Annotated in this window: 20 protein-coding genes and 1 tRNA gene; 11 read left to right on the plus strand and 10 right to left on the minus strand. The window is 43.3% G+C overall.

From position 1 onward, the window contains the following. The first annotated feature begins 13 nt into the window (after positions 1-13). Positions 14-976 carry a DUF4292 domain-containing protein gene (locus tag U5K72_03145; GenBank protein MDZ7717803.1) on the plus strand — a complete coding sequence of 321 codons (963 nt, stop codon included), beginning with the start codon at positions 14-16 and terminating at the stop codon, positions 974-976. 5 nt (positions 977-981) lie between these two features. Continuing rightward, on the plus strand, positions 982-2,244 hold the full coding sequence (locus U5K72_03150; protein ID MDZ7717804.1) for a peptidoglycan DD-metalloendopeptidase family protein: 1,263 nt from the start codon (positions 982-984) through the stop codon (positions 2,242-2,244). 150 nt (positions 2,245-2,394) lie between these two features. Here U5K72_03150 and U5K72_03155 read toward each other — a convergent pair whose 3' ends face one another. The 6 genes from U5K72_03155 to U5K72_03180 all read right to left on the minus strand — a co-directional run bounded on the left by U5K72_03155 (position 2,395) and on the right by U5K72_03180 (position 10,584). Then, positions 2,395-3,594, minus strand: coding sequence for an NAD(P)-dependent oxidoreductase (locus U5K72_03155; GenBank protein ID MDZ7717805.1), 1,200 nt, complete (start codon positions 3,592-3,594; stop codon positions 2,395-2,397). A 135-nt stretch (positions 3,595-3,729) separates the two neighbouring features. After that, positions 3,730-5,007 carry an MFS transporter gene (locus U5K72_03160; GenBank protein MDZ7717806.1) on the minus strand — a complete coding sequence of 426 codons (1,278 nt, stop codon included), beginning with the start codon at positions 5,005-5,007 and terminating at the stop codon, positions 3,730-3,732. Between the two features lie 168 nt (positions 5,008-5,175). Then, on the minus strand, positions 5,176-6,474 hold the full coding sequence (gene hemL / locus U5K72_03165; protein ID MDZ7717807.1) for a glutamate-1-semialdehyde 2,1-aminomutase: 1,299 nt from the start codon (positions 6,472-6,474) through the stop codon (positions 5,176-5,178). Positions 6,475-6,619: 145 nt separating this feature from the next. Beyond that, positions 6,620-7,504, minus strand: a complete 885-nt coding sequence (htpX, locus tag U5K72_03170) for a protease HtpX (GenBank protein ID MDZ7717808.1) — start codon at positions 7,502-7,504, stop codon at positions 6,620-6,622. 183 nt (positions 7,505-7,687) lie between these two features. Beyond that, positions 7,688-8,671 carry a porphobilinogen synthase gene (gene hemB, locus U5K72_03175; GenBank protein MDZ7717809.1) on the minus strand — a complete coding sequence of 328 codons (984 nt, stop codon included), beginning with the start codon at positions 8,669-8,671 and terminating at the stop codon, positions 7,688-7,690. Positions 8,672-8,916: 245 nt separating this feature from the next. After that, a complete protein-coding gene (locus U5K72_03180; protein ID MDZ7717810.1) occupies positions 8,917-10,584 on the minus strand; it encodes a M28 family peptidase in 1,668 nt (555 codons plus the stop codon). A 256-nt stretch (positions 10,585-10,840) separates the two neighbouring features. Here U5K72_03180 and U5K72_03185 point away from each other — a divergent pair, with 256 nt between their 5' ends. The 5 genes from U5K72_03185 to U5K72_03205 all read left to right on the plus strand — a co-directional run bounded on the left by U5K72_03185 (position 10,841) and on the right by U5K72_03205 (position 14,846). Then, entirely contained in the window at positions 10,841-11,659 is an 819-nt protein-coding gene (locus U5K72_03185) for an SDR family NAD(P)-dependent oxidoreductase (protein MDZ7717811.1), read from the plus strand. Then, a complete protein-coding gene (locus U5K72_03190; GenBank protein ID MDZ7717812.1) occupies positions 11,656-13,026 on the plus strand; it encodes an aldehyde dehydrogenase in 1,371 nt (456 codons plus the stop codon). Before U5K72_03185 ends, U5K72_03190 begins: the two co-directional genes overlap by 4 nt. Before the next feature lie 66 nt (positions 13,027-13,092). Next, positions 13,093-13,362: a hypothetical protein gene (locus U5K72_03195; GenBank protein MDZ7717813.1), complete on the plus strand. Its 270-nt coding sequence runs from the start codon at positions 13,093-13,095 to the stop codon at positions 13,360-13,362. After that, a complete protein-coding gene (locus tag U5K72_03200) occupies positions 13,359-13,775 on the plus strand; it encodes a PIN domain-containing protein (protein ID MDZ7717814.1) in 417 nt (138 codons plus the stop codon). The genes U5K72_03195 and U5K72_03200 overlap by 4 nt, the downstream gene beginning before the upstream one ends. A gap of 78 nt (positions 13,776-13,853) precedes the next feature. Continuing rightward, positions 13,854-14,846 (plus strand): YhdH/YhfP family quinone oxidoreductase, encoded by a 993-nt coding sequence (locus U5K72_03205; protein ID MDZ7717815.1) that lies wholly within the window; start codon positions 13,854-13,856, stop codon positions 14,844-14,846. A gap of 471 nt (positions 14,847-15,317) precedes the next feature. Here the strand turns inward: U5K72_03205 and U5K72_03210 are convergent, their stop codons facing one another. Both U5K72_03210 and amt read right to left on the minus strand, forming a co-directional pair. Continuing rightward, complete coding sequence (locus tag U5K72_03210) at positions 15,318-16,001, minus strand: TorF family putative porin (protein ID MDZ7717816.1); 684 nt, start codon at positions 15,999-16,001, stop codon at positions 15,318-15,320. 154 nt (positions 16,002-16,155) lie between these two features. Continuing rightward, positions 16,156-17,574, minus strand: coding sequence for an ammonium transporter (gene amt / locus U5K72_03215; protein ID MDZ7717817.1), 1,419 nt, complete (start codon positions 17,572-17,574; stop codon positions 16,156-16,158). A 746-nt stretch (positions 17,575-18,320) separates the two neighbouring features. Between amt and U5K72_03220 the strand changes: the two genes are divergently transcribed. Together U5K72_03220 and U5K72_03225 are read left to right on the plus strand one after the other, a co-directional pair. Next, the gene (locus U5K72_03220; GenBank protein ID MDZ7717818.1) at positions 18,321-18,941 is read left to right on the plus strand and encodes a hypothetical protein; all 621 of its coding nucleotides are present in this window, start codon (positions 18,321-18,323) and stop codon (positions 18,939-18,941) included. 59 nt (positions 18,942-19,000) lie between these two features. Continuing rightward, the gene (locus U5K72_03225) at positions 19,001-19,918 is read left to right on the plus strand and encodes a Nif3-like dinuclear metal center hexameric protein (protein MDZ7717819.1); all 918 of its coding nucleotides are present in this window, start codon (positions 19,001-19,003) and stop codon (positions 19,916-19,918) included. A 149-nt stretch (positions 19,919-20,067) separates the two neighbouring features. On the opposite strand, the gene U5K72_03230 is transcribed toward U5K72_03225, so the two are convergent. Then, positions 20,068-21,951 (minus strand): DUF4914 family protein, encoded by a 1,884-nt coding sequence (locus U5K72_03230; protein MDZ7717820.1) that lies wholly within the window; start codon positions 21,949-21,951, stop codon positions 20,068-20,070. A 311-nt stretch (positions 21,952-22,262) separates the two neighbouring features. On the opposite strand from U5K72_03230, the gene U5K72_03235 reads away from it, so the two are divergent. Next, on the plus strand, positions 22,263-23,822 hold the full coding sequence (locus U5K72_03235; protein MDZ7717821.1) for a Fic family protein: 1,560 nt from the start codon (positions 22,263-22,265) through the stop codon (positions 23,820-23,822). 168 nt (positions 23,823-23,990) lie between these two features. On the opposite strand, the gene U5K72_03240 is transcribed toward U5K72_03235, so the two are convergent. Beyond that, a tRNA-Ser gene (locus U5K72_03240) sits at positions 23,991-24,126 on the minus strand. A gap of 73 nt (positions 24,127-24,199) precedes the next feature. Between U5K72_03240 and U5K72_03245 the strand changes: the two genes are divergently transcribed. Next, the gene (locus U5K72_03245; GenBank protein ID MDZ7717822.1) at positions 24,200-25,336 is read left to right on the plus strand and encodes a tyrosine-type recombinase/integrase; all 1,137 of its coding nucleotides are present in this window, start codon (positions 24,200-24,202) and stop codon (positions 25,334-25,336) included. Positions 25,337-25,863 lie beyond the last annotated feature (527 nt).

Genomic DNA, 25,863 nt, shown 5'->3' on the forward strand with positions numbered 1-25,863 from the left:
TTTGAAGTACTCTATGAAAGCTCTTCATGTTCCATTTGTCATTGCGAAGATGTTGGCCAAAAATGATGTCATTCTGAACTTGATTCAGAATCTCCATTCGTTGATCAAGCTTGGTGATACCGGATCGGGGTCCGGCATGACCAAACTAAGCTTATTATCTTCTTTCACATCCTTTTTGGCCAACATCAAAAAAGCTGATTCTTATACGGACAGCTTCTTTAAACGTATATCACTCCCAGGAATTATGTTACTGCTTCTCTTCATGATCTCCTGTAGCTCATCCAGTGAATTAATCGAGAGCGAAGAGAATCTCACCGAGGCATCTATCTCTGTAAATCAACTATTGGAATCTGTTCCGAACTATCGGGAATCGCTTCAAACGATTTCCGGAAGCGGACGAGCAATTGTTAGCGAACCTGGAAACAGTGAGCGGGTAACACTTCAGTTTTTATCAAACCGGCAAGAAAGCCTGATCACCGTTCGGACCAGTGTTGGCATTGAGGGCGGGCAAATTTTTGTGGATTCAGATTCACTCCTGGTCTACAACCGTGTGGATAAATTTGCTGAAAAAGTGCCATTGAACCAGGGTAAACTGACAAGCGTCGGATCCATCGCCTCGGTGAATATGCTGGATCTTTTTAACTATACATTTACCGAATCAGATGTGGAGGGATTGTTTGAAACGGAGGATCTGTATGTAGCAATTCTGGTGAATCGGGTAAGAGTTCAGGTGGCAAAAGAGACCGGCAGAGTTTTGGAGGTGAATGTGCCTGAGGGGATTCAGGCGGTTCCGTACGGCCGGATTATTTATGAAGGGTATGGCGTTATCGAAGGGTTTCAACTACCGCGAAAAATCACGATTTTTAGCCGGGACGGTAAATCACGAGCCACGTTATTGGTTCAGAATTTAGAGATCAACGAAGAATTACCCGAGCTCGGAATCGAGCTTCCCGATGATATTCCCATTTACAGGTGACAGGTATGATGAACCTCAAATCCTTTTTGATGACATGCTTTATTGCATTGATTGCAATGGCGGGTGTGTCTCAGGCCCAATCATCGTACGAGAGAATGCGGGCCGAAATCCTGGAACGGCAGCAATCTACCCGTTCGCAGATTGAAACGCTGGATGAGCAGATTGAAACATATACCCGGCGCCTAAATGAAAGAACGGAAGAGTATGATGAGGTTTATCAGCAATTTGAAGAGCTGAATCGCCTGATCTCCCTCCAACAAGAACGCCTCCGGCAGATGAACCGGGAACAGCGCCAGATCCAGGAGGAGATTACGTTGATTCAAAACAACCAGGCTGAGCTCAGGCAACGGTTGACTGCCCTTTTGAATGAGTATAAAGAGAGCCTGACCTACCTGTATAAGCACGGACGAACCACAGAGCTTGCGCTACTTCTGACCTCTGCATCTATCAATCAATTGATGGTTCGAACATTTTACCTTGCCAGATTCAATGATTATTTGCAGGAGCAATTGAACGAGATTGAAGAGACCCGGCTGCAACTTGAGCAATCGAGGCAGGATTTGGAAGCATCAAGTGAAAGAAACCAGATTGCCCTTCAGGAAATTGAGGCTGAGACTGAAAATTTGGAACAACAACAGGCGAGGCAACAGCAGATGGTTCATTCACTCAAACAGGATATTGCAAACCTGGAAGAGCAGAAACAGAGCCGGGAGCAGCAGAAGAGAAATTTAGAGGATACAATGGAAAATCTGATCCGGGAGGAGGAGCGATTGCGCCGGGCGGAATCATCGGGGGAAAGTGTTGTAAGACGTGAAATGTCTGTTAGTGATAGTGAACTGAATGAGTACGAAGCAGATTTTAGGGATCAACGAGGTCGGCTCCCCTGGCCGGTGGAAAACGGAACCATCACCGAAAAATTTGGCGAACGTGTGCACCCGGTGTTTGGAACACGAACTACAAATTTGGGTGTGGATATTGCCGCTCCGCCGGCCTCAACAGTAAGAGTTGTAAACGGCGGCTACGTCTATGGAATTCAGCCGCTCCAGGGTTACGGTGATGTGGTATTTGTGAGTCATGGCGACTATAAAACCGCTTATGGAAATTTGAGTGAAATCTATGTGAGAAAAAACCAGGTGCTCAGCAAAGGCGATATGATCGGCCTTTCAGGAGACGGAAACTCTATTCGCGGTGAGGTGCTTTTCTTTTTAATCCGGGACGGCAGCCAGATGGTGGATCCGGAGTTGTGGCTCGAAGAGGCAAGGTTGTAAAAATCCCCCTTGGAAGGGGGAAAGTGAAATGAGCGTTTAGCGAATGAACTCGGGGGATGTCCTGATGATCACATTTATGACCACAAACACCCCTCTGAGTTTTTCAAGAACGTTTGAAAAACTCTGTCTCCCCTCAATGGGAGAATTAGTTTAAATCTGAATCAGAGTCGCACTTATCACCTCATCCTGTCGTGTTCGAATACTTTTCATGATTTCTGAGGATGGTTCCGCATCGAGCTGGATGGTACAGCAAGCGGTTTGTTTACCTTCAAAGATTACATTTGTGAGTTCCTGGGCGTTGATGTCCGCTTCTTTCAATTCATTCATCACGTTAGCAATAACACCGGGTTTATCATAATGCCGCACCACCAACTGCCAGGGTGCATCGGTATGATCGCACCGGTTGAGCCAGTTGCGGACGTGACCTTCCTGAATATATCCGCGGACGATATCGACAGCATCTGATGCGACGGCAAGTTGAGCCTGTTTGGTGCTCGCTCCAATATGATGACTTACATACACATGATCCAACTCCTGGAATCGGCTTGAAAACTCTCCCTGTTTAAATTCCGGTTCGTCGCTGATCACATCCAAGCCTGCTTTAATTCTGCCAGATTCTAATTCATCAAAAAGTGCATCTTCATCCACAATTCCCGCTCTTGAGGTGTTAATGAAATAAGCCCCGTCCTTGAGTTCGGCAAGAATCTCTTTTGATATAATTCCTTTTGTTTCTTCATTGATCGCCAGATGCACACTGAGAATATCACATTTGGAAGCTACCTCTTCGATACTTTCGGCATGGATGATCCCCATCTCCTCTGCTTTTTCTTCTGATAAAGAACGCGACCATGCTATGACCGGCATGCCAAACGCCTTTGCTCGTGTAATTACTTCCGAACCAATCTGTCCGACACCAATCACGCCGAGAGCTTTTCCGTAAAGTCCATCTGCTTTACTGTACGTTGCTTTGTTCCATTTTCCGGCCTTAAAATCAGATACGTTATCTGCCAAATATCGATCGAGGCTGATGATTAAACCCATCGTCAACTCAGCTACAGCAATGGCATTTTTGCCGGGACAGTTGGCCACATAAATTCCAAGATTGCTGGCCGCTTCGATGTCGATATTATTGACACCGGCTCCGGCACGTACAATCAAACTCAGGTTGGGACTGTTCTTGATACATGATGAACTTACAACTGTAGATCGCACAATCAACACGTTGGCTTCTCCCAATCCTTTATCCAGATCTGAGCCCGAAACGCCCGGATTATTAATCACATTCTGACCGAGATGTTCAAGTTCAGAAATGGCTTCATCGGGAAGTTTGTCGGCGATATAAACAGTCATAGTTTTTCTCCTTTATTCATTTGTATCTCTTTCTTTTAAAGGTACTAAAAGAGTTCAATTTCCTGAAATGACGGGTTAGAGCAACGAAAGAATTATGATCGAAACCGTTCCAGCTACAATCACAGCTGTTAAGATTTAAGATATGGATTCCATCCGATTCTTTTCCTTCAGAATAAGTCCGCCCGCAATCCAGATTGTTGCACCCACAATCACAGCAGTTGCAATGAACGGAAGGCCAAAGTAAACCGCAAAAAGAGCTCCGCCCCATGTCGGACCAATCATTCGTCCCAGTCCGGAAAGTCCCTGAGAAGCTCCCATCACGGCGCCGTAATTATTTTCACTTGCCTCTTGAGAAATCAGGCTGGTGATGGTTGGTGTATTCAGGCTTTTTCCGAGCGCCATCAAACAGAGAAAAAGTGCGAGTGTGAGCATGTTATGGGCGAGTGGAATTAAACCGAGCCCGATTACCATCAAAATATTTCCAACCAGGAAAATTTTCTCCTCGGCAAAAAGGTTTGTTAGTGGCTTGATTAGAAATCCCTGAACAACGACCGCGATAATACCGATGTAAAAGAATTGAATTCCAACATCCGCGGCGCTCATATTGAGTTGGGATTCTGCAAAAAGCGGAAAAGCGCTGTAGAGGCTCGATTCTCCAAAAGAGAGTAGAAAAAAACCAATGATCAATGGAATGAGGAATCCTTTTGCAGAGGCGCCTTTCTGCTCTGAAAGCAATCGCCAGAAACGGGGTGAAAAAACACTTGGCCTGCGGTAAACATCTTCTTTCTTCGGTGCTGATTTATCGACGGTTTCCGGTAGTTTGAAGAGAACCATCAGGAAGCTGCAGAAGGAGAGAAAGGCGGCAAAAAATCCGGGAAGGGCAAACCGGTTGGCTTCCATCCATGCGGCGAAATCTGGAAATCCAAAACTGGCTACAAACTCGTGAAAGGCAGGGTGAATCAGGCCGGTGGCTGTGGCCGGGCCAATCACAAAACCGATGCCGAATGCCGCACCTATAAGTCCCATTCCCCGGGCACGATTTTCGCTATCAGTAATATCGGCAATGTATGCCTGCGCTGTGGAGATATTTCCCCCCATGGTTCCGGCCACAATTCGGGATAAAAATAGAACACCAAGGGACTCTGCAAAACCAAAAATGATGTAAGCGATGACCGCCCCGAAAGTGCTCATCAGCATGATGGGGCGCCGTCCTACACGGTCGGACCAACTCCCCCAAATAGGAGAGAAAATAAGCTGCATGAATGAATAGACACTGTAAAGAAGACCAATCGTTACTGCTGAAGCTGAAAACTCCTGAGCGTAGAAAGGGAGTAACGGCAGTACGATCCCGAATCCGAGAAGATCGATGACTACAACAAGAAATACAGTAGCAAGAGCAGATTTGTTCTTCATAAAAGTTTTTTCACAGACCAGTAAAGATAGGGTGATTGAATAAACATTTCATGAAGAGATTTCGCAAGACATTGTATTTTTCTTACTGGTAACAACTCTTAAAGCCAAGACAAAATTTTGAAAATGTAAAAACGCATTTGTCAGCAAGAAAAAATACAATGTCTCTCCTTAACCCAGCTTCGATTTCGCAACAGCCAGAGATTCATCCACAGCCGAGACGGTTTTATCGAGCATCTTATTCGTAAGTGTTGTGGCTAAAAACCAGCTTTCGAAGGGTGATGGTGGGAGATACACGCCCCGCTTCAACATTTCGTGGAAGAATGTTTTGAACAGTTCCTGATCCGTTGTGTTTGCGGTTTTAAATCCGGTTACTTTTTGATCGGTAAAATAGACGCTGGTCATAGAACCGACCTGGTTCAGATGAAAATCGATCTCATGTTGATTCAGAACAACCCGCAGCCGCTTCGTCAAATATTCGGCTTTCTCTTCCAGTTCAACATACAGCTCGGGATGTTTTTCGAGGATACTGAGTTGGGCATAACCGGCGCTCATTGCTAATGGATTTCCCGACAACGTTCCGGCTTGATACACAGGTCCAACCGGTGCCACAACATCCATAATCTCTTTCTTTCCGCCAAAAGCTCCGACCGGTAGCCCGCCGCCAATAATCTTTCCAAATGTGACGAGATCCGCCCACACATCAAATCGCTCTTGAGCTCCACCGCGGGCAAGACGGAATCCGGTCATTACTTCATCAAAAATGAGGATGGTTTCGTGCTCGTCACAAAGTTTTCGCAATCCTTCCAAAAATCCGGGTTGGGGCGGGATACAACCCATGTTACCGGCAACCGGTTCAACGATGATGGCGGCTACCTTATCCTTATTCTTTTTGAGGAGTTTTTCGACAGAATCGAGATCATTGTAATCGGCATTAAGAGTGTCTTTAGCCGTTCCTTTTGTGACTCCCGGACTGCTCGGCTTACCAAGAGTCAAAGCGCCACTTCCGGCTTTGATCAAGAATGAATCTCCATGTCCGTGATAGTTTCCTTCAAACTTGATGATTTTGTCTTTGCCGGTGTATCCGCGGGCGACCCGAATGGCACTCATGCATGCTTCGGTTCCGGAGTTGACCATCCGGACCTTCTCCACATTCGGCACCATGGTTTGAACTAACTCGGCCATCTTGATCTCAATCTCAGTCGGTGCCCCAAATGATGTGGAATTAAAGGACGCATCCTGAACCGCTTTGATCACAGCCGGATAAGCGTGACCCAAAATCATCGGTCCCCAGGAACCTACATAATCGATATACTCGTTACCGTCTTCATCGGTGATGATCGATCCCTTCGCCTTTTTGAAAAACACCGGGACGCCGCCGACAGATTTAAAGGCTCTGGCCGGAGAGTTGACTCCGCCCGGGATGAATTGTTGTGCTCGGTTATAGAGATACTCGCTTTTTAACAACATAGATTTTTAGTCTTGAGAAAAGTACAACGGGCAGCTTGCCCGTTATATCCATTATTATTCACAATTATTAATCGTAATATTAGATTAAGTGGCCGGGCAAGCTGCCCGGCATACAAAATTTTAGAACTCATTACTGTGTGTGCCCTTAATCCGTCATATTTTGCAACGCCGCAATTCGGTCTTCCAGTGGTGGATGCGTCATAAATAAGGCTTTCAAACCACTTCTTTTTCCACCTGTAATTCCAAATGCCTGCATCGATTCCGGCAGTTGGTTAGGCACTTCAGATTCCTTTCTAAGTCGTTGCAATGCGTTGATCATGCCATTGCGGCTTCCAAATCGTGCACCGGCTTCATCGGCCCGGAACTCACGTCGTCTTGAAAACCAAAATACAATCGTGGAGGCAAGAATCGCCAAAACGATCTCGGCTGCAATGGTTGTAAGGAAATAGCCAATTCCAAACCCTCTTTCATTTTTGAGAACAACGCGGTCTACAACAAAGCCGATCACCCGCGCCAGGAACATCACAAACGTGTTGACGACACCCTGGATCAGGGCGAGGGTAATCATATCGCCGTTGGCAACGTGGCCAATTTCATGGCCCAGTACCGCTTCAATTTCATCCTGATCAAATCGCTGAAGCATTCCCTGGCTAATAGCAACCAACGCTTTATTTCGGTTTGAACCGGTTGCGAAAGCGTTTGCCTGTTGAGCTTCAAAAACCCCAACTTCCGGCATACCGATTCCGGCATCTTTTGCCTGCCGTTCAATAGTTCGTACCAACCACTCCTCGCGGGAGTTTTGCGGATTTTCTACAATCTGAACTCCCATCGACCATTTTGCCATTTTTTTGGACAGAAGCAGGGATACAAACGATCCGCCCATCCCAAAAATAAAACAAAAGATCAGGAGAGCTTGCAGGTTCAATCCGGTTCCGTCCAGGTAAGATCCAACTCCTAAAAGGGAGAGGGTAATACTTGCAACGATGATAATTGCCAGGTTAGTGGCAAGGAATAAGAGAACTCGTTTCATAGTCAATTTCTTAGTTAAATAAGGGTTTGAAAACTCCCCTCTTGAGAGGGGACAGATGGCGTAGCGTTGAGCGGAGCCATCAGGGGTGTGTTCACGTCCGTGGTATAATCACGATAACACACCCCTCGTCATTCTGCTAAACGCAGTCTGACTTTTCCCCTCTCGAGAGGGGAGGTAAAAAATCTACAACAATCGTGCCGCATCTTTGGCAAAGTAGGTGGCGATCAGGTCGGCGCCGGCTCGTTTGAAACCGATCAACGCTTCCATCATCGCTTCTTCTTCGTTTAGCCAGCCGTTGGCTGCGGCCGCTTTGATCATCGCATATTCACCGGAAACGTTGTACACGGATACCGGAATTTGCACCGCTTCTTTTACGGCGCGAAGTACATCAAGATACGGTAATCCTGGTTTTACCATTACAATATCGGCACCTTCCTGCTGATCGATAACCGCTTCTTTTACCGCTTCTGTAACGTTTGCTGGGTCCATTTGATATGTTTTCTTATCGCCAAATCCGGGAGCTGAATCGAGCGCATCCCGAAACGGGCCGTAATAGCTCGATGCATATTTTGCGCTGTATGCCATAATTCCGGTGTTATAAAATCCGGCATCTTCAAGAGCTTCACGCATCAACAAAATTCTGCCGTCCATCATATCCGAGGGAGCCACAAAATCGGCTCCGGCCTCTGCATGGCTCACCGCCATTTTGGCAAGCAACTCCGCGCTTTCGTCATTGAGAATCTGCCCGTCCTCAACAATTCCGTCATGACCATAACTGCTGTACGGATCGAGAGCTACATCTGTCATTACAATCAAATCCGGAAATTCTTTTTTGATGGCGCGAACGGTCTGTTGCATCAGTCCATCGGCATTCAGCGCTTCAGTTCCCTCATTATCTTTCTTCTCATCAGGAACCTTGGCAAACAGAAGCACCGACTGAATTCCAAGCGATTGAATCTCCTCAACCTCTTTCAGCAGAAGATCAATCGTAAAGCGATAGTAATCCGGCATGGAAGCAATCTCCTCTTTTTTTCCTTCGCCTTCCATCACAAAAAGAGGGGCGATGAAATCATCAGCAGACAGATGGTTTTCGGCGACCATTTTGCGTACTGCATCGGATGACCGGAGCCTGCGCGGGCGTGAATATGGATATTCGAAATTACTCATGTTTGTAGATTTAATGTGATTTTTAAAAGTGTTTGAACATACATTTTAACTCGTTCCGAAGCTTCTGCTTCTCATCATTAGAAACTGGAATAGAAGCAGAGCTTCGTCCTTTATGATCCGAAGGAGACCTTCGGCTCAAGTAAAGAAATCCCAGATATTGCCATCAACAGAGGGCACAAGCGAGACGCTTGCGCCATCATCCTACTAAGGGGAAAATAAAATACATCTGCTAAATGAAGACTCCGTTAATTCTCGGGGGCTTCTTCTATCATCTGTTGCCGGGCGGCTTGAAATTCATCACCTTCATTCCATTTCATCATCTCATCCTGATTGAGAATATCGAAACTGACTCGGAAGAACAGCCGCACATCCTGAACTAATCCTGTTGGATCCCAATATTCATTGATCTCATCATTCACAGAGTGGTAATTAGCGGTATCCACGCTGTCTATGGTTTCGCTCCAATCTTCCGGTTTGTCAATATAATCCTGACCCGGGTTTGGAAAAATGGCGGGAACTCCTTTTTTAGCAAGTGAGAAATGATCAGACCGGTAAAAATATCCCTGCTCTGGGTGTGGGTCAGGTTTCACTGTTCGGCCGGCTTCTTCGGCATATTCTTCGAAGACGGGTGTAATAGAATTTCGTCCGTAGCCAACCAAAACCACATCTTCCGTCGGGCCGTAGACTTGCATGCCATCCATATTAAAATTGGCGGAGATTTTTCCGGGATGAACCGTCGGATTATTTGCCCAGTATTTGGATCCCAGTAATCCCATCTCCTCAGCGCTCACAAACAAAAACAGGGCACTTCGCCGCATCTCGGGTTCTACTTCTTTATACGCTTTTGCAAGATTCAGGAGCGTGCTGATTCCAGCAGCATTGTCAATCGCACCATTGTTGATGGAATCACCATCAACCGGTGTCGTAATTCCGAGATGGTCGAGATGGGCTGTGAACACAATGTACTCGTCCATCAAATCCGGGTCACTTCCTTCAATTTCTCCCACCACATTTTCAGAAGACATATTGCTGTAATTGGCCTCTAAATCCACATCAGCTGTAATTCCATCAAGCGGAACCGGTTGGAACTCGGGATCATCGGCGGCTTCAAGCATTTCATTCAGATCATATCCTGCTGCTTCAAACAGTTCGGCACTTGTGGATTCGGTCAGCCAGCTATCAAAGGTCGTCATGTTAGAAGCTTCTCCTTCGGCGCTTTTCAGATAGAATTGTTCTCCACTCCAGCTGTTGGAAACCACATTCCATCCATATCCAGCGGTGGGTGTTGTGTGAATGATGATTGCCCCGAGCGCTCCCATCTCGGCTGCTTTTTCAAATTTGTAACTCCATCGTCCATAATAAAGCCGACCTTCCCCGCCGAAGAGATTTTCATCATACGACGGATCGCTGTTTTTAAAGACCAACACCTTACCTTCCACATCAGCATCTTTGTAATCATCCCAGTTAAACTCCGGCGCTTGTATTCCATAACCTACGTAGAGAAGTTCGGCGTCATTTACATCTACCTGCTCCTCTTGGTTAGATGGCCATGCAACAAAATCTGTACGGAACTCCAGATCGTTCAGAACCTGTCCATTTTGTTTGAGGACAAAAGAAGCTGATGAAGGATCAACTGTTTGCCCCAACAGCGGAAATTCCTGTACGTACGAGCCATCATCCATGCCCGGCTCCACGCCAATACTCTCAAGTTCGTTAACGAGATAGTTGACCGTTTTTTCCTCTCCCTCAGATGCGGTGGCACGTCCTTCATATTCATTAGAAGAAAGAGTTTCGATATGGTTCATCAGTGTCTCTTGTGTGATGGTTTGGGCGGCTTCCTCAATATTTGGAGAGGATTGACAACCAGCTAAGAAAAAAGACAGAATTAAGGTGGTGGCTAAATATTTTTTCATGCGGAAAAGTGATTTTGTTCAGTTTGATGAAAAATAAGAGTTTCATCCGCAACGTGACAATAAAAAGGATTAATGTAAATCAACAAGCGAAGAGACATTGTATTTTTTCATAATTGGATTGAATGTTGATATTCTATTGTGGTTTTGAATATTTCAGAAAATATTAATTGCAAGAAAAATACAATGTCTTTCACATCACCATCTCTCATAAAAACATTTTTTACAGGCCTGCTAATTTTGTAAGCTTTAAGTAGAAATGATGAATTACTACCAACATAAAACTATATTGATCACCGGCGCTGCCAGTGGAATTGGTAAACTTTTTGCTGAGCGAGTTTCAGAGATTGAAGGTGTCAGGCTGATTTTATGGGATCTGAACTCAGAGGCACTGTATGAAACGACCGATCGCTTGAAGGAAAACTGTAAAGTTGATAAATCCATCATCGATATTACCGATGCCAACCGTGTGGAGCTGGAAGCAGAGCGGTTGATAAAACAAAAATTGGTACCCGACCTGATACTCAACTGTGCCGGAATAGTAGCCGGTAAACTTTTCCATGAACATCGGTATCAAGAAATTGATAAAACGATCCGAGTGAATGTAAACGGCAGCATGTACGTAGCTCGTGCATTTCTTAATAAGATGATTGAACGCGGGTCGGGACACATTGTGAATATGGCATCGGCATCGGGCTACATCGGGAATCCAAAAATGAGCGTCTATGCGGCCAGCAAGTGGGCGGTGTTGGGGTGGACCGAATCGCTCTATCTTGAGATGAAACAGAATCGAACCGGAATTGATATCACTGCGGTAATTCCCAGTTATATTGATACGGGAATGTTTGAGGGAGTGAAAGCTCCACTTTTGACTCCAATTCTCACAACAGAAGATATCGTCGACCGAATGCTGAAAGGAATTGCAAAGCGAAAGCGATCGATTAAAGCTCCTTTTATGGTGCGATTCACTCCATTTCTAAAAGGGATTCTGCCGGCAACACTTTTCGACTGGATAGCTGGCCGTGTTTTTGGAGTGTATGAAACAATGGACTCATTTAAAGGACGAGAAACCAAATGACGGATATCGAACAAGTTGTCGCCAACCAAAAAAAGTGTTTCAGGGAGGGAAGAACCCGGAGTTTTGAGGCTCGGAAAGAGGGGCTTGAGAAGCTAAAAATTCTCGTTTCCGAAAACGAAAAGGAGCTGTGCAACGCCATTAAGAAAGATTTCGGGAAACCCTATTTTGAATCCTTTTCAACAGAGATCTATACCATTCTTCATGAGATCGATTTCCATCTGAAGAATCTGCAAAAGTGGATGGAACCGGAGTCGGTCGGCGGACCGATGGTTTCCTTCCCATCAAAAAGTGTGATTTATAAACAACCGCTCGGAACAGTACTGATTATTGGTGCCTGGAATTACCCGATTCATCTTACACTCATGCCATTGATCGGTGCAATTTCTGCCGGGAATACTTCTGTTTTAAAACCTTCTGAGATAGCCCCTGAAACGTCTTCTGTTCTCAAAACATTAATTTCTGATTTTTTTGATCCGGGTATAATCACTGTGGTGGAAGGTGCGGTGAACACAACGACCGAACTCCTCAACCAATCTTTCGATAAAATCTTTTTTACAGGAAGTACCCGCGTTGGAAAAATTGTAATGAAAGCCGCGGCTGAGCAACTGATTCCGGTCACGCTGGAGTTGGGCGGAAAGAGTCCGGCGATTGTTCATCATGATGCAGATATCGAGGTAAGTGCCCGGCGAATCTGGTGGGGCAAAACCATCAATGCAGGTCAGACTTGTGTGGCCCCGGATTTTGTGACGGTTCACGAATCCGTTCGGGATGAATTCATAGATCAATCAAAAAAAGTGCTGTCTGAGTTTTTCAGGGATGATTATCAGCCGGGCGAGAACTACACGAAAATTGTCAATGAATCCCATTTTGAGCGTCTTGTCAATCTTCTGGAGAATAGTGATGTGATTTTCGGAGGCATTCATAAAAAAGAAACTCTTTTTATTGAACCGTCAATTATTAAGGCTGATTGGAATTCGGAGATCATGAAGGAGGAAATTTTTGGCCCTTTAATGCCTGTATTAACGTATTCTGATCCATCTGAACTGATTGAAAAATTGAGAGATAAACCATCACCACTTGCTCTTTATCTGTTTACAAAAGACAGTGTATTTGAAGAGCAGATTATAGAAAAAGTGCCCTTTGGCGGTGGGTGTGTGAATGAAACGGTTCAGCATCTGGGAAATCCCAATTTGCCGTTTGGGGGAGTTGGGAACAGCGGAATGGGATCGTATCACGGCAAATACAGTTTTGATACATTCAGCCGAAATCAATCGGTGATGAAAAAAACGTTCTGGCCCGATCCCGACTTTCGATATCCGCCGTATGATGATACCATCGTTTCCTGGTTTAAGAGGATATTTTCGTGATAAACTTTTTAAGTATGTTGCAACGTTTCTATATTCCTGTTGCAACATGCATAAATTTTAAGAGTTATGAGCACTTCAAAAGAGAAAAAGAAAACAGAGTGGTTTGGGATGAAGTTAACACCTGAAGAGAAGGGAAAAATACGTTCTCTTGCCAAAAGATGGGGTGTGAGCCAAAAGCAGGTTGTGCTTGAATTGATAGAAAAAGAGGTAGAAAGAGAACCCATTGAAACAAAGCCTGACTCATTATTAGAACTTAACAAAGACTTATATGGAGTTGGAGTTGGTCCGGGAGATGTTTCAACAAATTCCAAATATATGGAAGGATTTGGTAAGTGAGCATATTTATTGATACAGGACCTTTATATGCATTTTTTGATCGAAGAGATCAATATAACCGGTGGACAGGAGAACAGTTCGCAAATATTACAGAGCCGCTCATTACTTGCGAAGCTGTAATCGCTGAAACCGTATTTTTAATGTTGGGGAGTGGAATCTCTCCAGACAACTTATTTGAATTCACACAACGTGATCACCTGCAAATTTTACCAGTACTGAGTAAGGTAAAAGGATTAGAAAGAGTCAGAGAAATTATTTCTAAATATAGCAACCTTCCTGCCTCTGTTGCTGATGCTTCTCTTTTGTACTTGGCAGAAAGTGAACGAGAATCCAAAATTTTTACATTGGATCATCATTTTACAATCTATCGAACTAAGAAAGATAAGCCGGTTTCACTGATAAGTCCTTTTTGAGCTCTTTTATAGATAAAGCTTTTTAAGAATTTGGAGATTCCGGGTCAAGCCCGGAAGGAGAATCAATGAGACAATTATATGAAATCAAAAACCTACAAAGCACTTCTCGCTGAAGAGAAAGAGGGAGAGTTCATTCAGTCGATCAAAAAGCTGAATACAGGTGATCTGCCGAATAACGATGTATTGATCCGCGTGCATTATTCCTCCCTCAATTATAAAGATGCACTTTCTGCCACGGGACATAAAGGAATCACAAAAAAATACCCATTTACTCCCGGAATTGATGCGGCTGGAATTGTGGAAGAAAGTCAGGATGATCGGTTTAAATCCGGAGATGAAGTTATTGTAACCAGTTACGATTTGGGAATGAACACTCCGGGCGGGTTTGGTCAGTATATCTCGGTTCCGGGGGATTGGATTGTACCGCTGCCTGATGGGTTGACACTGAAAGAGAGTATGATGATCGGTACGTCCGGGTTAACCGCCGCAATTGGGGTGGAAAAAATTTTGGGTCAACATGTGAAACGTAAAAGTGGAAAGGTGTTGGTGACCGGAGCAACCGGAGCTGTTGGATCTTTTGGAGTTGCCCTGTTTGCATATTTGGGATTTGATGTGATCGCAGCTACGGGAAAACTGGATCAAGCCGATTTTTTGAAAAGATTGGGAGGTGCTAAGGTGATCCATCGGGACGAAGTTTCGGATGTAGAGTCAAAACCGATGCTCTCCTCAAAATGGGTTGCTGCATTGGATACGGTTGGAGGATCTATGTTAGATGCCGTTTTACGTCAAACAGCTCACAACGGCGTGGTGGCTTGCTGCGGAAATGTATTGGGACACAAATTACACACAAATATTTATCCTTTCATCTTGAGGGGTGTTAGCTTAATGGGTATTGATTCGGGAATTGCTTTGATGCAAGACCGTATGAGAATTTGGAACAAATTAGCGGATGAGTGGAAACCTGAGGTTTTAGACAAATTATACATAGAAGAGCCGCTTGAAAATCTGCCCGAAGAGATTCAGCGTATTCAAAAAGGAGAGCAGGTGGGTAAGGTAGTTGTAAATCTTTAAGGTTGATACGATTAGCTCCCACTGTCTCAAAGAGTCTTATCGTGTGTACACATCTTCTACATTATTCAAGTATATACCAAGAACTTATAGAGTCGTGAAGGCATGATAGCCTATATCATGAGATCCTCCATGCGTTCGCTCCACTCTTAGTCGGGATGACACACAGGGGTAAGAAGCGGCGGGCATAAGGACTGTATTTGGAAAAAACTTGCGTACTGCCCGCCGCCGATACCCACCACACCTTGTCATCCGACCGAAAACCCCGATGCGATTTTCTGTCGGGGTTCAGTGGAGGATCTCATGAAAACTATTGATCATTCATTTGGGTAGACTTATAGATAAACTTGTGTGCACACGGGAAGTCGGACGCTCCTTCGAAGACATAAAAAAACCAGGCAAATACGTCAATATTTGCCTGGTCCGGAGTAGAAAATTAGGATGGTTTTCTACATATGAATAAGATGTTTTGTCTTAAAGAGAAAATCCTGCCAGAATGTAAAATTGTTCGGTATCAGGATTAAGAACCACGGCACCGCTTATTGGCAGTGAGAAAGAGTCCGTAATTTCGATCTCTTTAGAGGCACCTACACCCACGTTAACGATTGCAAAATCGCCATCAGTTGAGTGCCATCCGTCACCCCCGCCAACAAATACGGGACCATAACCAAGCTCGAAATAGGTATCACCGCCGGCTGATCCGGCTCCTGCTGCTTCATTTAAAATATAGTTTGCTGATATTGAGAAATCGCCAGATGAAAATCCGCCGTTCAGTTCAAAGGCATGACTTTCTCCATCAAAGTAAAGAGAACCGGGATAGTAGTAATCCGTGATTCCAAGGCTCAGCCCGAAATCAAAACTGTAAGAGGCGTAAAGGTCCATCTCCTGGAAGCCGTTGCTGGAAACTCCTCCGCCCGCTATTCCGTCAATTCCTTGTGATCCCCACGCGCCAAGAGTAAATCCACCCGCGGTGAAATCTACATAGGGCTGAATGGAAGGGCCGGAATACGCAACACCACGCCATACATACGTGCTGTAGAAGTCAACTCCGGGTGTAAGTTCCTGAGCTTGAGCGTGGTTAACGGCAACGGTGCTGCCGATGATGACAGTAAGTACAACAGTTAATAAAAGAGATTTTAATAGTTTCGTTAATTTCATAATTGTAAGTATTAAAAAGATTATTAGAGATAGATTAGTTGAGTTAGCCAGAAAATTTTGAAACAGAATAATCTGGATTCAGATAAGAAATAATTTTAAAGTCCTGCTCTCAACGCGGAGAACAGGACCTCAAATTGTTATTACCTATTGATAATTAATCTGAAAAAGCACCCAGTTGTGATGTTTTAACAGGTGAGAAATCAGGATAGGCCTGGTTGCCGTGTTCAGAAATATCAAGTCCGTCGGATTCAATCTCCTTGGATACCCGAACACCTACGGTTGCTTTAATCGCCCCGAATACAATGAGGGTGAAGACAAATGTGAAAGCAACAATGCTCAGGGTACCTAACAACTGAACACCAAAACTTACATCCGGCGAAAAGATACCGACAGCAACAGTACCCCAGATACCGCAAACACCGTGAACGGAAATTGCACCGACAGGATCGTCAATTTTAAGTTTGTCGAACATAAGGATTGACAACACAACAATAATCCCTGCAATGGCGCCAATAATAACGGCATCCATCAATGAGACTGCATCCGCACCGGCTGTAATTCCTACCAGGCCGGCAAGAATACCGTTGAGTGCCATAGGGGCATCGAGTGACTTCATAACAACCTGAGTGGTTACCATAGAAGCCAATGCTCCGGCACATGCTGCCAATGCGGTTGTTACAAATACGTAAGAAACGGTTGATGGATCTGCATTCAACACAGAACCACCGTTGAATCCAAACCAGCCCAGCCAGAGAATAAATACACCCACAGTGGCAAGTGGAATGTTATGGGCGGGTATTCCATGAATTTTTCCGTCTTCATATTTACCGGTTCGTGCACCTAATAAGATTACACAAGCAAGTCCGGCTGCGCCGCCTACGCCGTGAACAAGGGTAGAGCCCGCAAAGTCATAAAAACCGAGAGAATCTAACCAGCCGCCGCCCCATACCCAGCTTCCTGTAACAGGATAACTGAATGCAAGCAGTAAAACACCAAACATCATAAAAGAGGGTAATTTAATACGTCCCGTTACACAACCGGAAACGATTGTAGCCGCGGTAGCTGCAAACATAGCCTGGAAGATAAAATCTGTCCATATCGTCATATCCATGCCGTATGCTGGAGTGAGCATAGAGACCGGATCTGAGGGGTCAAATCCGATTCCAAAACCTCCGAATCCGAAGATTCCGTTGAAATCCCCCGGATACATAATTTGGAAACCCACAAAGGCGTAGAGCAAAATGCCAACGGTTACAATAAAGACGTTTTTATAGATAACGTTTACCGCATTTTTCGCTTGAGTAAGACCGCTTTCAACGGTTGCAAATCCCAGGTGCATCATGAGTACCATGAAAGCAGCAATCAGGATCCAGAGATTATCAATCGTAAACTTGATAAAGTCTGTAGATGCCTGGAACTCCTCCATAGAGGTGTATTCGTTCCCATTCGTTTGAATTACTGTTGTAGTTGCTGCTTCTTCAGCAGGTATAGACTCCGTTTCAAACACGTCAAATGCTGAAGCGCTGAGAAGCAGAACCAGTAAAGTGAATATTATTCCATATCGTAGCTTCATTCTATAAATAAAACTTTAATTAAGGTTGATTTAGTTAACAAGTTAAAGCTAAGCCGTTTTGGCTTGATTTAAATTAGTTAGGAAAAAGAAAGATTCAAATAGGTTAATTAAGTCTAATAGCAATTTTAACATAATTATAATAGACAGACTTGAGAATAGAATAAAAATTATTTATGGAACCGCTTCCGTAGTTTGTTGTGACAATTGTGGATAAATGGTTGATAATTCTCCCTGATCATTCCTAAAGCATTAATTTTTATAGATTATCTAAGGATGTGGAGAAGTTGATAAATCCTCTTTTTTTGAGAAAATCGAAAAATGTAGAGAATGGCAGAAAAGACCGTTGACCTTATATCGAAATTTGCCTCATTTATTTAATTATTCTGTAATCCTCACAAAATTAATTTAATCAGAATCGGATTTTCTGTGCGCGAACGCTTCGTCAATCAAAATAACATCAGGGTCGAATTGAATGACAGTCTGTAAGATTTGCGTGCAATATTTTGATTTATGACTTTAAAGGGGCAGCGATGTGAGGGGGGTTAATCTTTTCTCTTTAGTATAGTAAAGTAGTGTAGTTCTGAAGGCGGGTAGTCATTGATACTACTGAAATCCACATATAGCTTTTAGGGACTGCCGGTCACAAAATTTGTTCAAATAAGTAAACAAACATAGGGCGTATGGAAATAAAGCGGTAACTATAGTATGTTAATCATCAATTTAAAACAGAAAACGGAGGACGTGTGATGCATCGAATTCTAATTGGATTTGTAATAATACTATTTGCATGGATTGAGCCGATACAGGCACAAACAGAGATTCCCTCGCCTGAAAAGCAGATCATGGCTGCTGTTAGCCCGGCACCAGCTGATATGAAGGATGGAGCCACAGTGTTGGGGTATAATGTTGATGGCGAATTGACAACATTACGTGAAGGTACAAACGAATTGATCTGCATTTCGGATGACCCCAACGCCGATCGATTTCATGTAGCCTGCTATTTTAAAGAGATGGAACCCTTTATGGAACGAGGACGCGAACTTCGTGCCCGGGGCCTGGAGAGAGAAGAGATCATGGAGATTCGAAAACAGGAAATTGAATCAGGTGAAATTCCCTGGCCGCAGAAACCGATGGCGCTGTATTCACTTTCAGGATCTGAAAATGGTTTTAATTATTCAACCGGCCAGTTGAAGTCCGCCAGTCCGTTGTATGTAGTTTACATACCGTTTGCAACCGAGGAGACTACCGGTATTGCAACTAAACCGGCCAGCGAGGGAGCGCCCTGGCTGATGAATCCCGGAGAACCCTGGGCACATATTATGATTAGTACGGGGCGGACGCTGGGAGATGAATCATCAGATGATTAGATCATTAGATTTGATATGACCGAACTCGACTTTTGAAAAGCATCATTTAAAAAATAAAGATGAAAGAAAACAATCGAATGACACGTGCTGCAAAAACCCGACGAGAATTCATTTCCGACCTCTCCAAAGCATCCGCCGGTGGATTGTTATTGAGTACTCCATTCAGACATACATCTTCTAAAAAAATGTGGACGGTTGGTGAAATTATGGATCTCTTTATTAAGGAAGCCACCGGTGAGCCATTGCCGGAGACGGTTGATACTCTCAAGGCCGGAAACCGGGACACAGAAGTGACGGGTATCATTACAACCATGTTTGCAACAGTTCCGGTTATAGAATACGCCATTGAGACCGGTGCAAACTTTATCATCCCACACGAACCCACCTTTTATAATCATTTAGATGAAACGGATTGGCTGGAGGACGATGACACATTCCAGTACAAATCTAAGCTTCTGGAGGATAACGGGATTGCCATCTGGCGAAATCACGATTATATCCACCGGCATAACCCCGATGGTGTGTACAGTGGTATTCTCGATAAGCTGATGTGGAAGCCATACGTCAAGGATGATTCGAATTCCAGGATTATTGAGATTCCCGAAATTCGATTGTCGGAGTTAATCAACCATGTAAAAGGAAGGCTTGGGATTGATACGGTGCGTTACATGGGAGATCCGGATCAAATCTGTCGAAAAGTTCTTCTCTTGCCTGGTGCCATGGGAGGGGAAAATCATATTCGATTGACCAGTGAACTTAATCCCGATGTACTTATGATAGGTGAAGCCCAGGAATGGACGACTCCCGAATATATCCGCGACAGGAGTGCATCAGGGAAAGAAACGTCCCTCATCGTACTGGGACATGCCGATAGTGAGGATCCCGGGTCTATCTATATGAAAGACTGGCTGCTGAAAAATGTGCCGGGAGTTGAGGTGATGCATGTGCATTCGGGGAATCCATTTATGTATAGATAAATCAGTGTTAGAATGCTTTTTGAAAAAGTTGAATGTAAACAAAGAAAAACCCCTGTAAGTTTGTATCTAATTGTCCTACAGGGGTAATTTTTGGGATAAACTCCTCAAAAAAGTAATGTTGTTTCTTCGACTAAAGCAGTTGATTATTTTTATTCGTTGGGCATTAATTGCTCATAGTCCTCTACAGATCCATTATTAAGGCAGCATTCTATGATCTTCTTGCCGAGATCGTCCAGCTCAGGTGTCAGGAATTGGTTAAGCATTCTGTGGAAGAACTCAAGCAGAATTTCTGCACCGGCATCATATCCCTCTTCCTGAACTTCTCTTTGCAGTTCAACTTGCAGTAACCATTCCGGAATTGTACGCCCTTCAAACGTCATATATTTCAGGGCATAACCAAGCACGTTACATCTGGCAGGTGTTATTTGATGATCCGTGAAAGTAGCATTTCCTTTTCTTGCCAAATATTCACGAACGACCCACTGAGACATAAAGCCTACTTTCCAGGCGCCAATGTTTTGATTTGGAGTGAGGATATACTCTACATTTGGCGTTTCTACAATTTGTTTAAGCAGAAGATTGGCTTGTTTTACCTTCTTGCCGGTAGCAAAAGGCCAGTAACTGCCTACACCTTCACTGCTGATTCCCTCCGTTTGAATAATGCTTGGATTTGCATATCCACGCGGAGCTACAAGACGCCATAGCCATGCAAGTGCGGGAGGAAGTACGTGCATAAGACCCACAATACCATAATTGGGTTCTTTAGCGGTACAGGGCGGAGTACGCATGCCAATACTTCGAATGTCAATACTAACCGGTTCTTTAACGATATTCGGTACAATGTCCCTGGGCAAGATAACTCTTGGATTGGGGCAAGGTTTTCCGGGCTCATCATAGGTGTGATCCCATATCATCGCCCTGCCTCCCGGTACCGATTGGATATTTAAGAAAAGCAGTGGTTTTGGCGGTACAGCCGTCAATTTTTCCAGAGCGGGATCTGTGCCATACTCTTTGATATGATCCACACGGACAAACCAGCCCTCTTCAGCATCTTCCAGCCCCAGTTTCCCGTCCTCTTTCTGCAGCGATGGGTGACAGAGCGCCATGTCATCGGCTACCGGCATTAAATCACAGGTTTGCGATAGCTCCAGATACCGCTTGTCATCTTTATATAAATTATCCCCCAATAATAACCGTCCGTCAGATAAACGATGAGGCTGCTGCAGCATTTCACTTTTACCGCCGCCGCTTGCACCCTCATGCATAAAGGTAACCACATTATCATAAGGAGTTTTTACCTGTACGGAAGAACAGTGAGCCGTAACCCATCCCTCTTCCTCGCCCTGACCAATCAACATTCCATACACACCTTTTTTAGCACTGGGCCCGGGGTATAAATTATAGGCGAACATCTCGTAGTTACCAGGCTGCCGGTTGTGTATTACCACTTGCTTGCCTTCGAAATGTGTATGTCTGAATGGCGGAGCAGTGTAGATAAAGGCAGTTGGTTTAAATTCTTCATCAAGCTCATCTGGATTCACGATGCCCTGCAATAGCGCCAATCCCAGGCCAAAGAAACCTGCGTTTGCAGGAATTACAGCTGCGGCCTTGTATCCCATACCGGCTTTTCCGGCATTAAAGAAAAACAGGGCAAGATCTTGAGTTTTCAACCACTCAAAAGTTTCATCGCGCAACTCTTCAAAATCGTAGTCAAACCGATCTTCAAATTTGGTTTTATCTGTGGGAAAATCATCGGCAATGACCATACAATTAGGGTCTCTCCGACGCATATAGGCTTCTGTATAATTTGCGGCAATTCCGTTTTTAACTCTGTGAACGATCGCCTCCTTTTTTCTTTCTCCGTCTGGGAGATCATAGGATACTTCTTTCGACAGTCCATCTTCTCCATCTACAGAAAGATTGACAAGATCGCCAATGGTTTTTGCAACAGTTACACTGGGTGCTTCATTTAATAATTCCTTGAACTTGGCATGAAGGTTAGAGTCAAGAACGGTCTCTGCAGGTAAATTCATAGGTTAAAAATTTTATAACGAGTTATTTGATAGAATCTATAAGATAAGGTAGTTCGGTTTGATACAAAAACATACAGGCATTTGTTTATAATAACTTAACCGCAGGTAATTAGGAATAAATCGATCTCTCAGAGAAACAAAAAACCCCTGTAAGATCATAAATCAAAGCCTCACAGGGGTTTAGGTATGTGTGGGACCGGGCGGAATCGAACCGCTGACACATAGCAGCTAATTTTATTACAATCAAATAAGCTAATTTTCATACATTTGAATAAGCTAATTTTAAAACTAATATTAGAATTAAATTTTTAATGGCTTCTCCACAAGAAAAACTTGCAGAATCACTTGAAAAGCTTAAAGAGCTTCAGGTTGAAAATGGAATAGCTGCCATACGATCTAAAGAACTATCTCAAACACATCGGGAGAGATTATTGAGAAATGGATTCATAAGACGGGTTATGAAAGGATGGTATATCCCAACGGATCCAAGTGAAGGACCTGGAAGCAGCACTTCATGGTATACATCTTTTTGGGGGTTTTGTGCAAAATACTTAGCACATCGTTTCGATAATAAGTGGTGTATAGCTCCTGAACAATCTCTTTCATATTGGGTTGGTAACAGAAAAGTACCTTCACAGCTCATTGTACGATCCCCAAAAGCAAGAAATAAACCGACTACGCTACTACATGATACCTCAATCTTAGATATCAGGGCAGAACTGCCTTCAAAGGATGAAATTGAGCAGATCGATGGATTAAATCTTTATTCAGTTGCTTTTGGACTCATTGCTTGTTCGCCTCGCTTTTTTAGAAATGAACCAATAGATGCAAAGGCAGCTTTAGAAATGATACGTGATTCATCTGAAATACTACGTCCACTACTTGAGGGAGGGCATAGTACAATTGCGGGAAGAATAGCAGGGGCTTTTCGAAACATCGGTCGGGATAGAATTGCAGATGAAATTATCAAAACAATGGAGTCTGCTGGTTATGAAATCAGAGAAAGTGATCCATTCAATAGAAAAACTGATATTGCAAAAATAGACAGAAAAAATTCGCCGTATGTAAATAGAATGAACTTGATGTGGGAAGAAATGCGAGAAGAGGTTGAAAAAGTATTCCCTGATTCACCTGGAATTCCTAAAAATGCTGATAAGTATTTGAAAGAAGTTGAAGATCTGTTTGTAACAGATGCCTATCATTCTCTTTCTATAGAAGGATACAGAGTAACTTCTGAATTGATAGAACGAGTTCGAACAGGAGATTGGGGCCCTGAAAATATTGAACAAGACAGAGAACACAGGAATGCTATGGCAGCACGTGGTTATTGGCAAGCATTTCAACCAGTGAAAGCGTGTGTTAAAAAAGTATTAGAGGGTAAAAATGCAGGCAAAGTTGTAGATGAAGACCATGGCAATTGGTATCGTGAATTATTCGCTCCAAGTGTGACGGCGGGAATCATAAAAGCGACTGATCTTGCCGGTTATCGTTCTGATCAAGTATGGATACAGAACTCTATGCATGTACCACCCCGAAGTGAAGCCGTTCGGGATATGATGCCTGCTTTTTTTGACTTATTGAAAAAAGAGGAAAGTGCTTCGGTTCGGGTTGTATTAGGGCATTTCATATTTGTATACATACATCCGTATATGGATGGAAATGGACGTATGGCAAGATTTTTAATGAATGTGATGCTTGCATCAGGCGGGTATCCGTGGACGGTCTTGCCGGTAGAGGAGCGAGATGAATATATGCAATCACTTGAGGAAGCCAGTACATCCAATAATATTTCAAGGTTCGCAAAATTTATTGCTCATCACGTAGAGGAAGGGATGAAAGGGAATCCTGTAGCTAAAGTTCAAAGCAAATAGATTAAAACATTTCTATTCGCGCACAGAAAATTCACTTGAAAAAGTGTGGGTAAAACATTCTATAGTGTCCCATACGTGTCCCAAAATGGAAATGGAATCGAATTTAATCAAAAATAATAAAGCCCTGAAAGCTCATAAGTATATGGCTATCAGGGCTTTATATATGCGTGGGACCGGGCGGAATCGAACCGCCGACACACGGATTTTCAGTCCGCATATCATTAGTTCTCATTAATTACCATTAGCAACTCTAAATACTTGGTTTATAGCCGTTTAAGGCGTATTAAGGCCAATTGGTACTCCCATTAAATACCACTATATTATCACCGGTGCTAATTAGTCGAGTACCCAAATCGTACCCAAATTTTAGATGATTTATGCCAAAAACCAAGCTTACTCATCAGTCAATTAAAGGATTGTCAACTCCGGAGAAACCTACAGAATACTACGATACAAAAGAAACGGGCTTAATACTAAGGTTATCAAAAGCCGGAACTAAAACATTTGCATACAGATATCAGATCGGGGACAAAAAAAGACGAATGACACTGGGTAAGTTCCCAGCTATAAGTTTAGCGGAGGCAAGGCAAAGAGTTCAGAAAATCAAAGTTCAAGTTAACGACGGAATAGATCCACAGGTAGAAAAGAAAAGAAAAAAGAGAAAAAGGGCTGAGAAGAAGATAACATTGCTCTATGCGGTTAATGAATATAAGAAGCGACACCTACCGAAATTGAAACAGTCAACCCAAGATGATTATGAAAATCGGATTAAACATATTGTAAAGGGGCAGGGTGAGGGTATTACAAAATCAAGAGGCCTACCTTCGGATTTGGAATTGAAAGATATTAAGCGGGCTGAAATTTTAGAACTCTTAGAAGGCATTGCCAAGACAGCTCCTACACAGGCTCAACGTGTGCAGGCAATCATATCTGGTGTTTACAGTTTCTCTATTGACCGTGGTTGGATTGACTTTAATGTGGCCAGAAATATAAATTTTAAGCCTCGCAAAAGAAAGAAGAAAAAGAAGTGGCAAAACATTGCATTTGACGATGAACAAATACGACTTTTATGGAAAAATTTTTGTGAATACAATCAACCAGTTGGAGCTTGGTTTAAATTACTTATGATATTAGGCCAGAGAGCTGGCGAAACCAGGAAAATGGAATGGAAGCATATTAACTGGAAGAAAAATGAGTGGTATATACCAGGGCCAAATGCAAAAAATGATCGTAACCACTTTGTACCACTAAATGAGAGGGCCTTAAATGTACTTGAAGAAATGAGAAAGCATACCGGTAAAAAAGAGTTTGTTTTCTTAAGTCCGGTAAAAAAAGATAGGCCCATCGGCCATCAGCAAAAAGCAGCTGAAAGAATAAGTGAGCGATCAGGTGTGAAGGATTTTAATATTCACTCATTACGTACTACTGTTTTGACGAGAATGGCAGCCTTGGGTATTTCCCAGCATGTAGTATCAAAGTACTATAATCATACAACGACACGGTACGGCGAGTAAAATTACGGCTATTTATGACAGGTATAATTACAGTCAAGAGAAGCGTGAAGCAGCAGAAAAATGGGGATTAGAACTCAATAGAATTATAAATGGAGGTAAATAAGTGGAATATAATAAAAGGCATCACTTTGTAGAAAGCATAACTGAAAGGCTTTGCAGAGTACCAAAGTAAATTTATTGAACATTACAACAATTCAGAGAATAAAATTAAAGCAACTTCAGAGCTAAATTCGATAAAAAAAGGTCTTAAAATTCTTTCATATCATCAGAATGACGTTTTAGATAAATTGGATGCAGTAGAAGAGATTACTTAATTATGAGATAAAGAGCATTTCTAAAAACGATATAACTAAATAGTAATTTCAGAAAAGGGAGAAACTTATCAAAATGGAATAGCAAAAAACTAACAGAACTAAAGTTTGATTTGGTAGATAGAATCAATAAAGATATAGATGAAGGAATGTTGACTTTAAAGCCCAGAAGAGCTTACGAACTTTGGAATTGATAATCACGGAAAATTTTATCAA

Source organism: Balneolaceae bacterium, from assembly GCA_034521495.1.
Taxonomy (GTDB): domain Bacteria; phylum Bacteroidota; class Rhodothermia; order Balneolales; family Balneolaceae; genus Rhodohalobacter.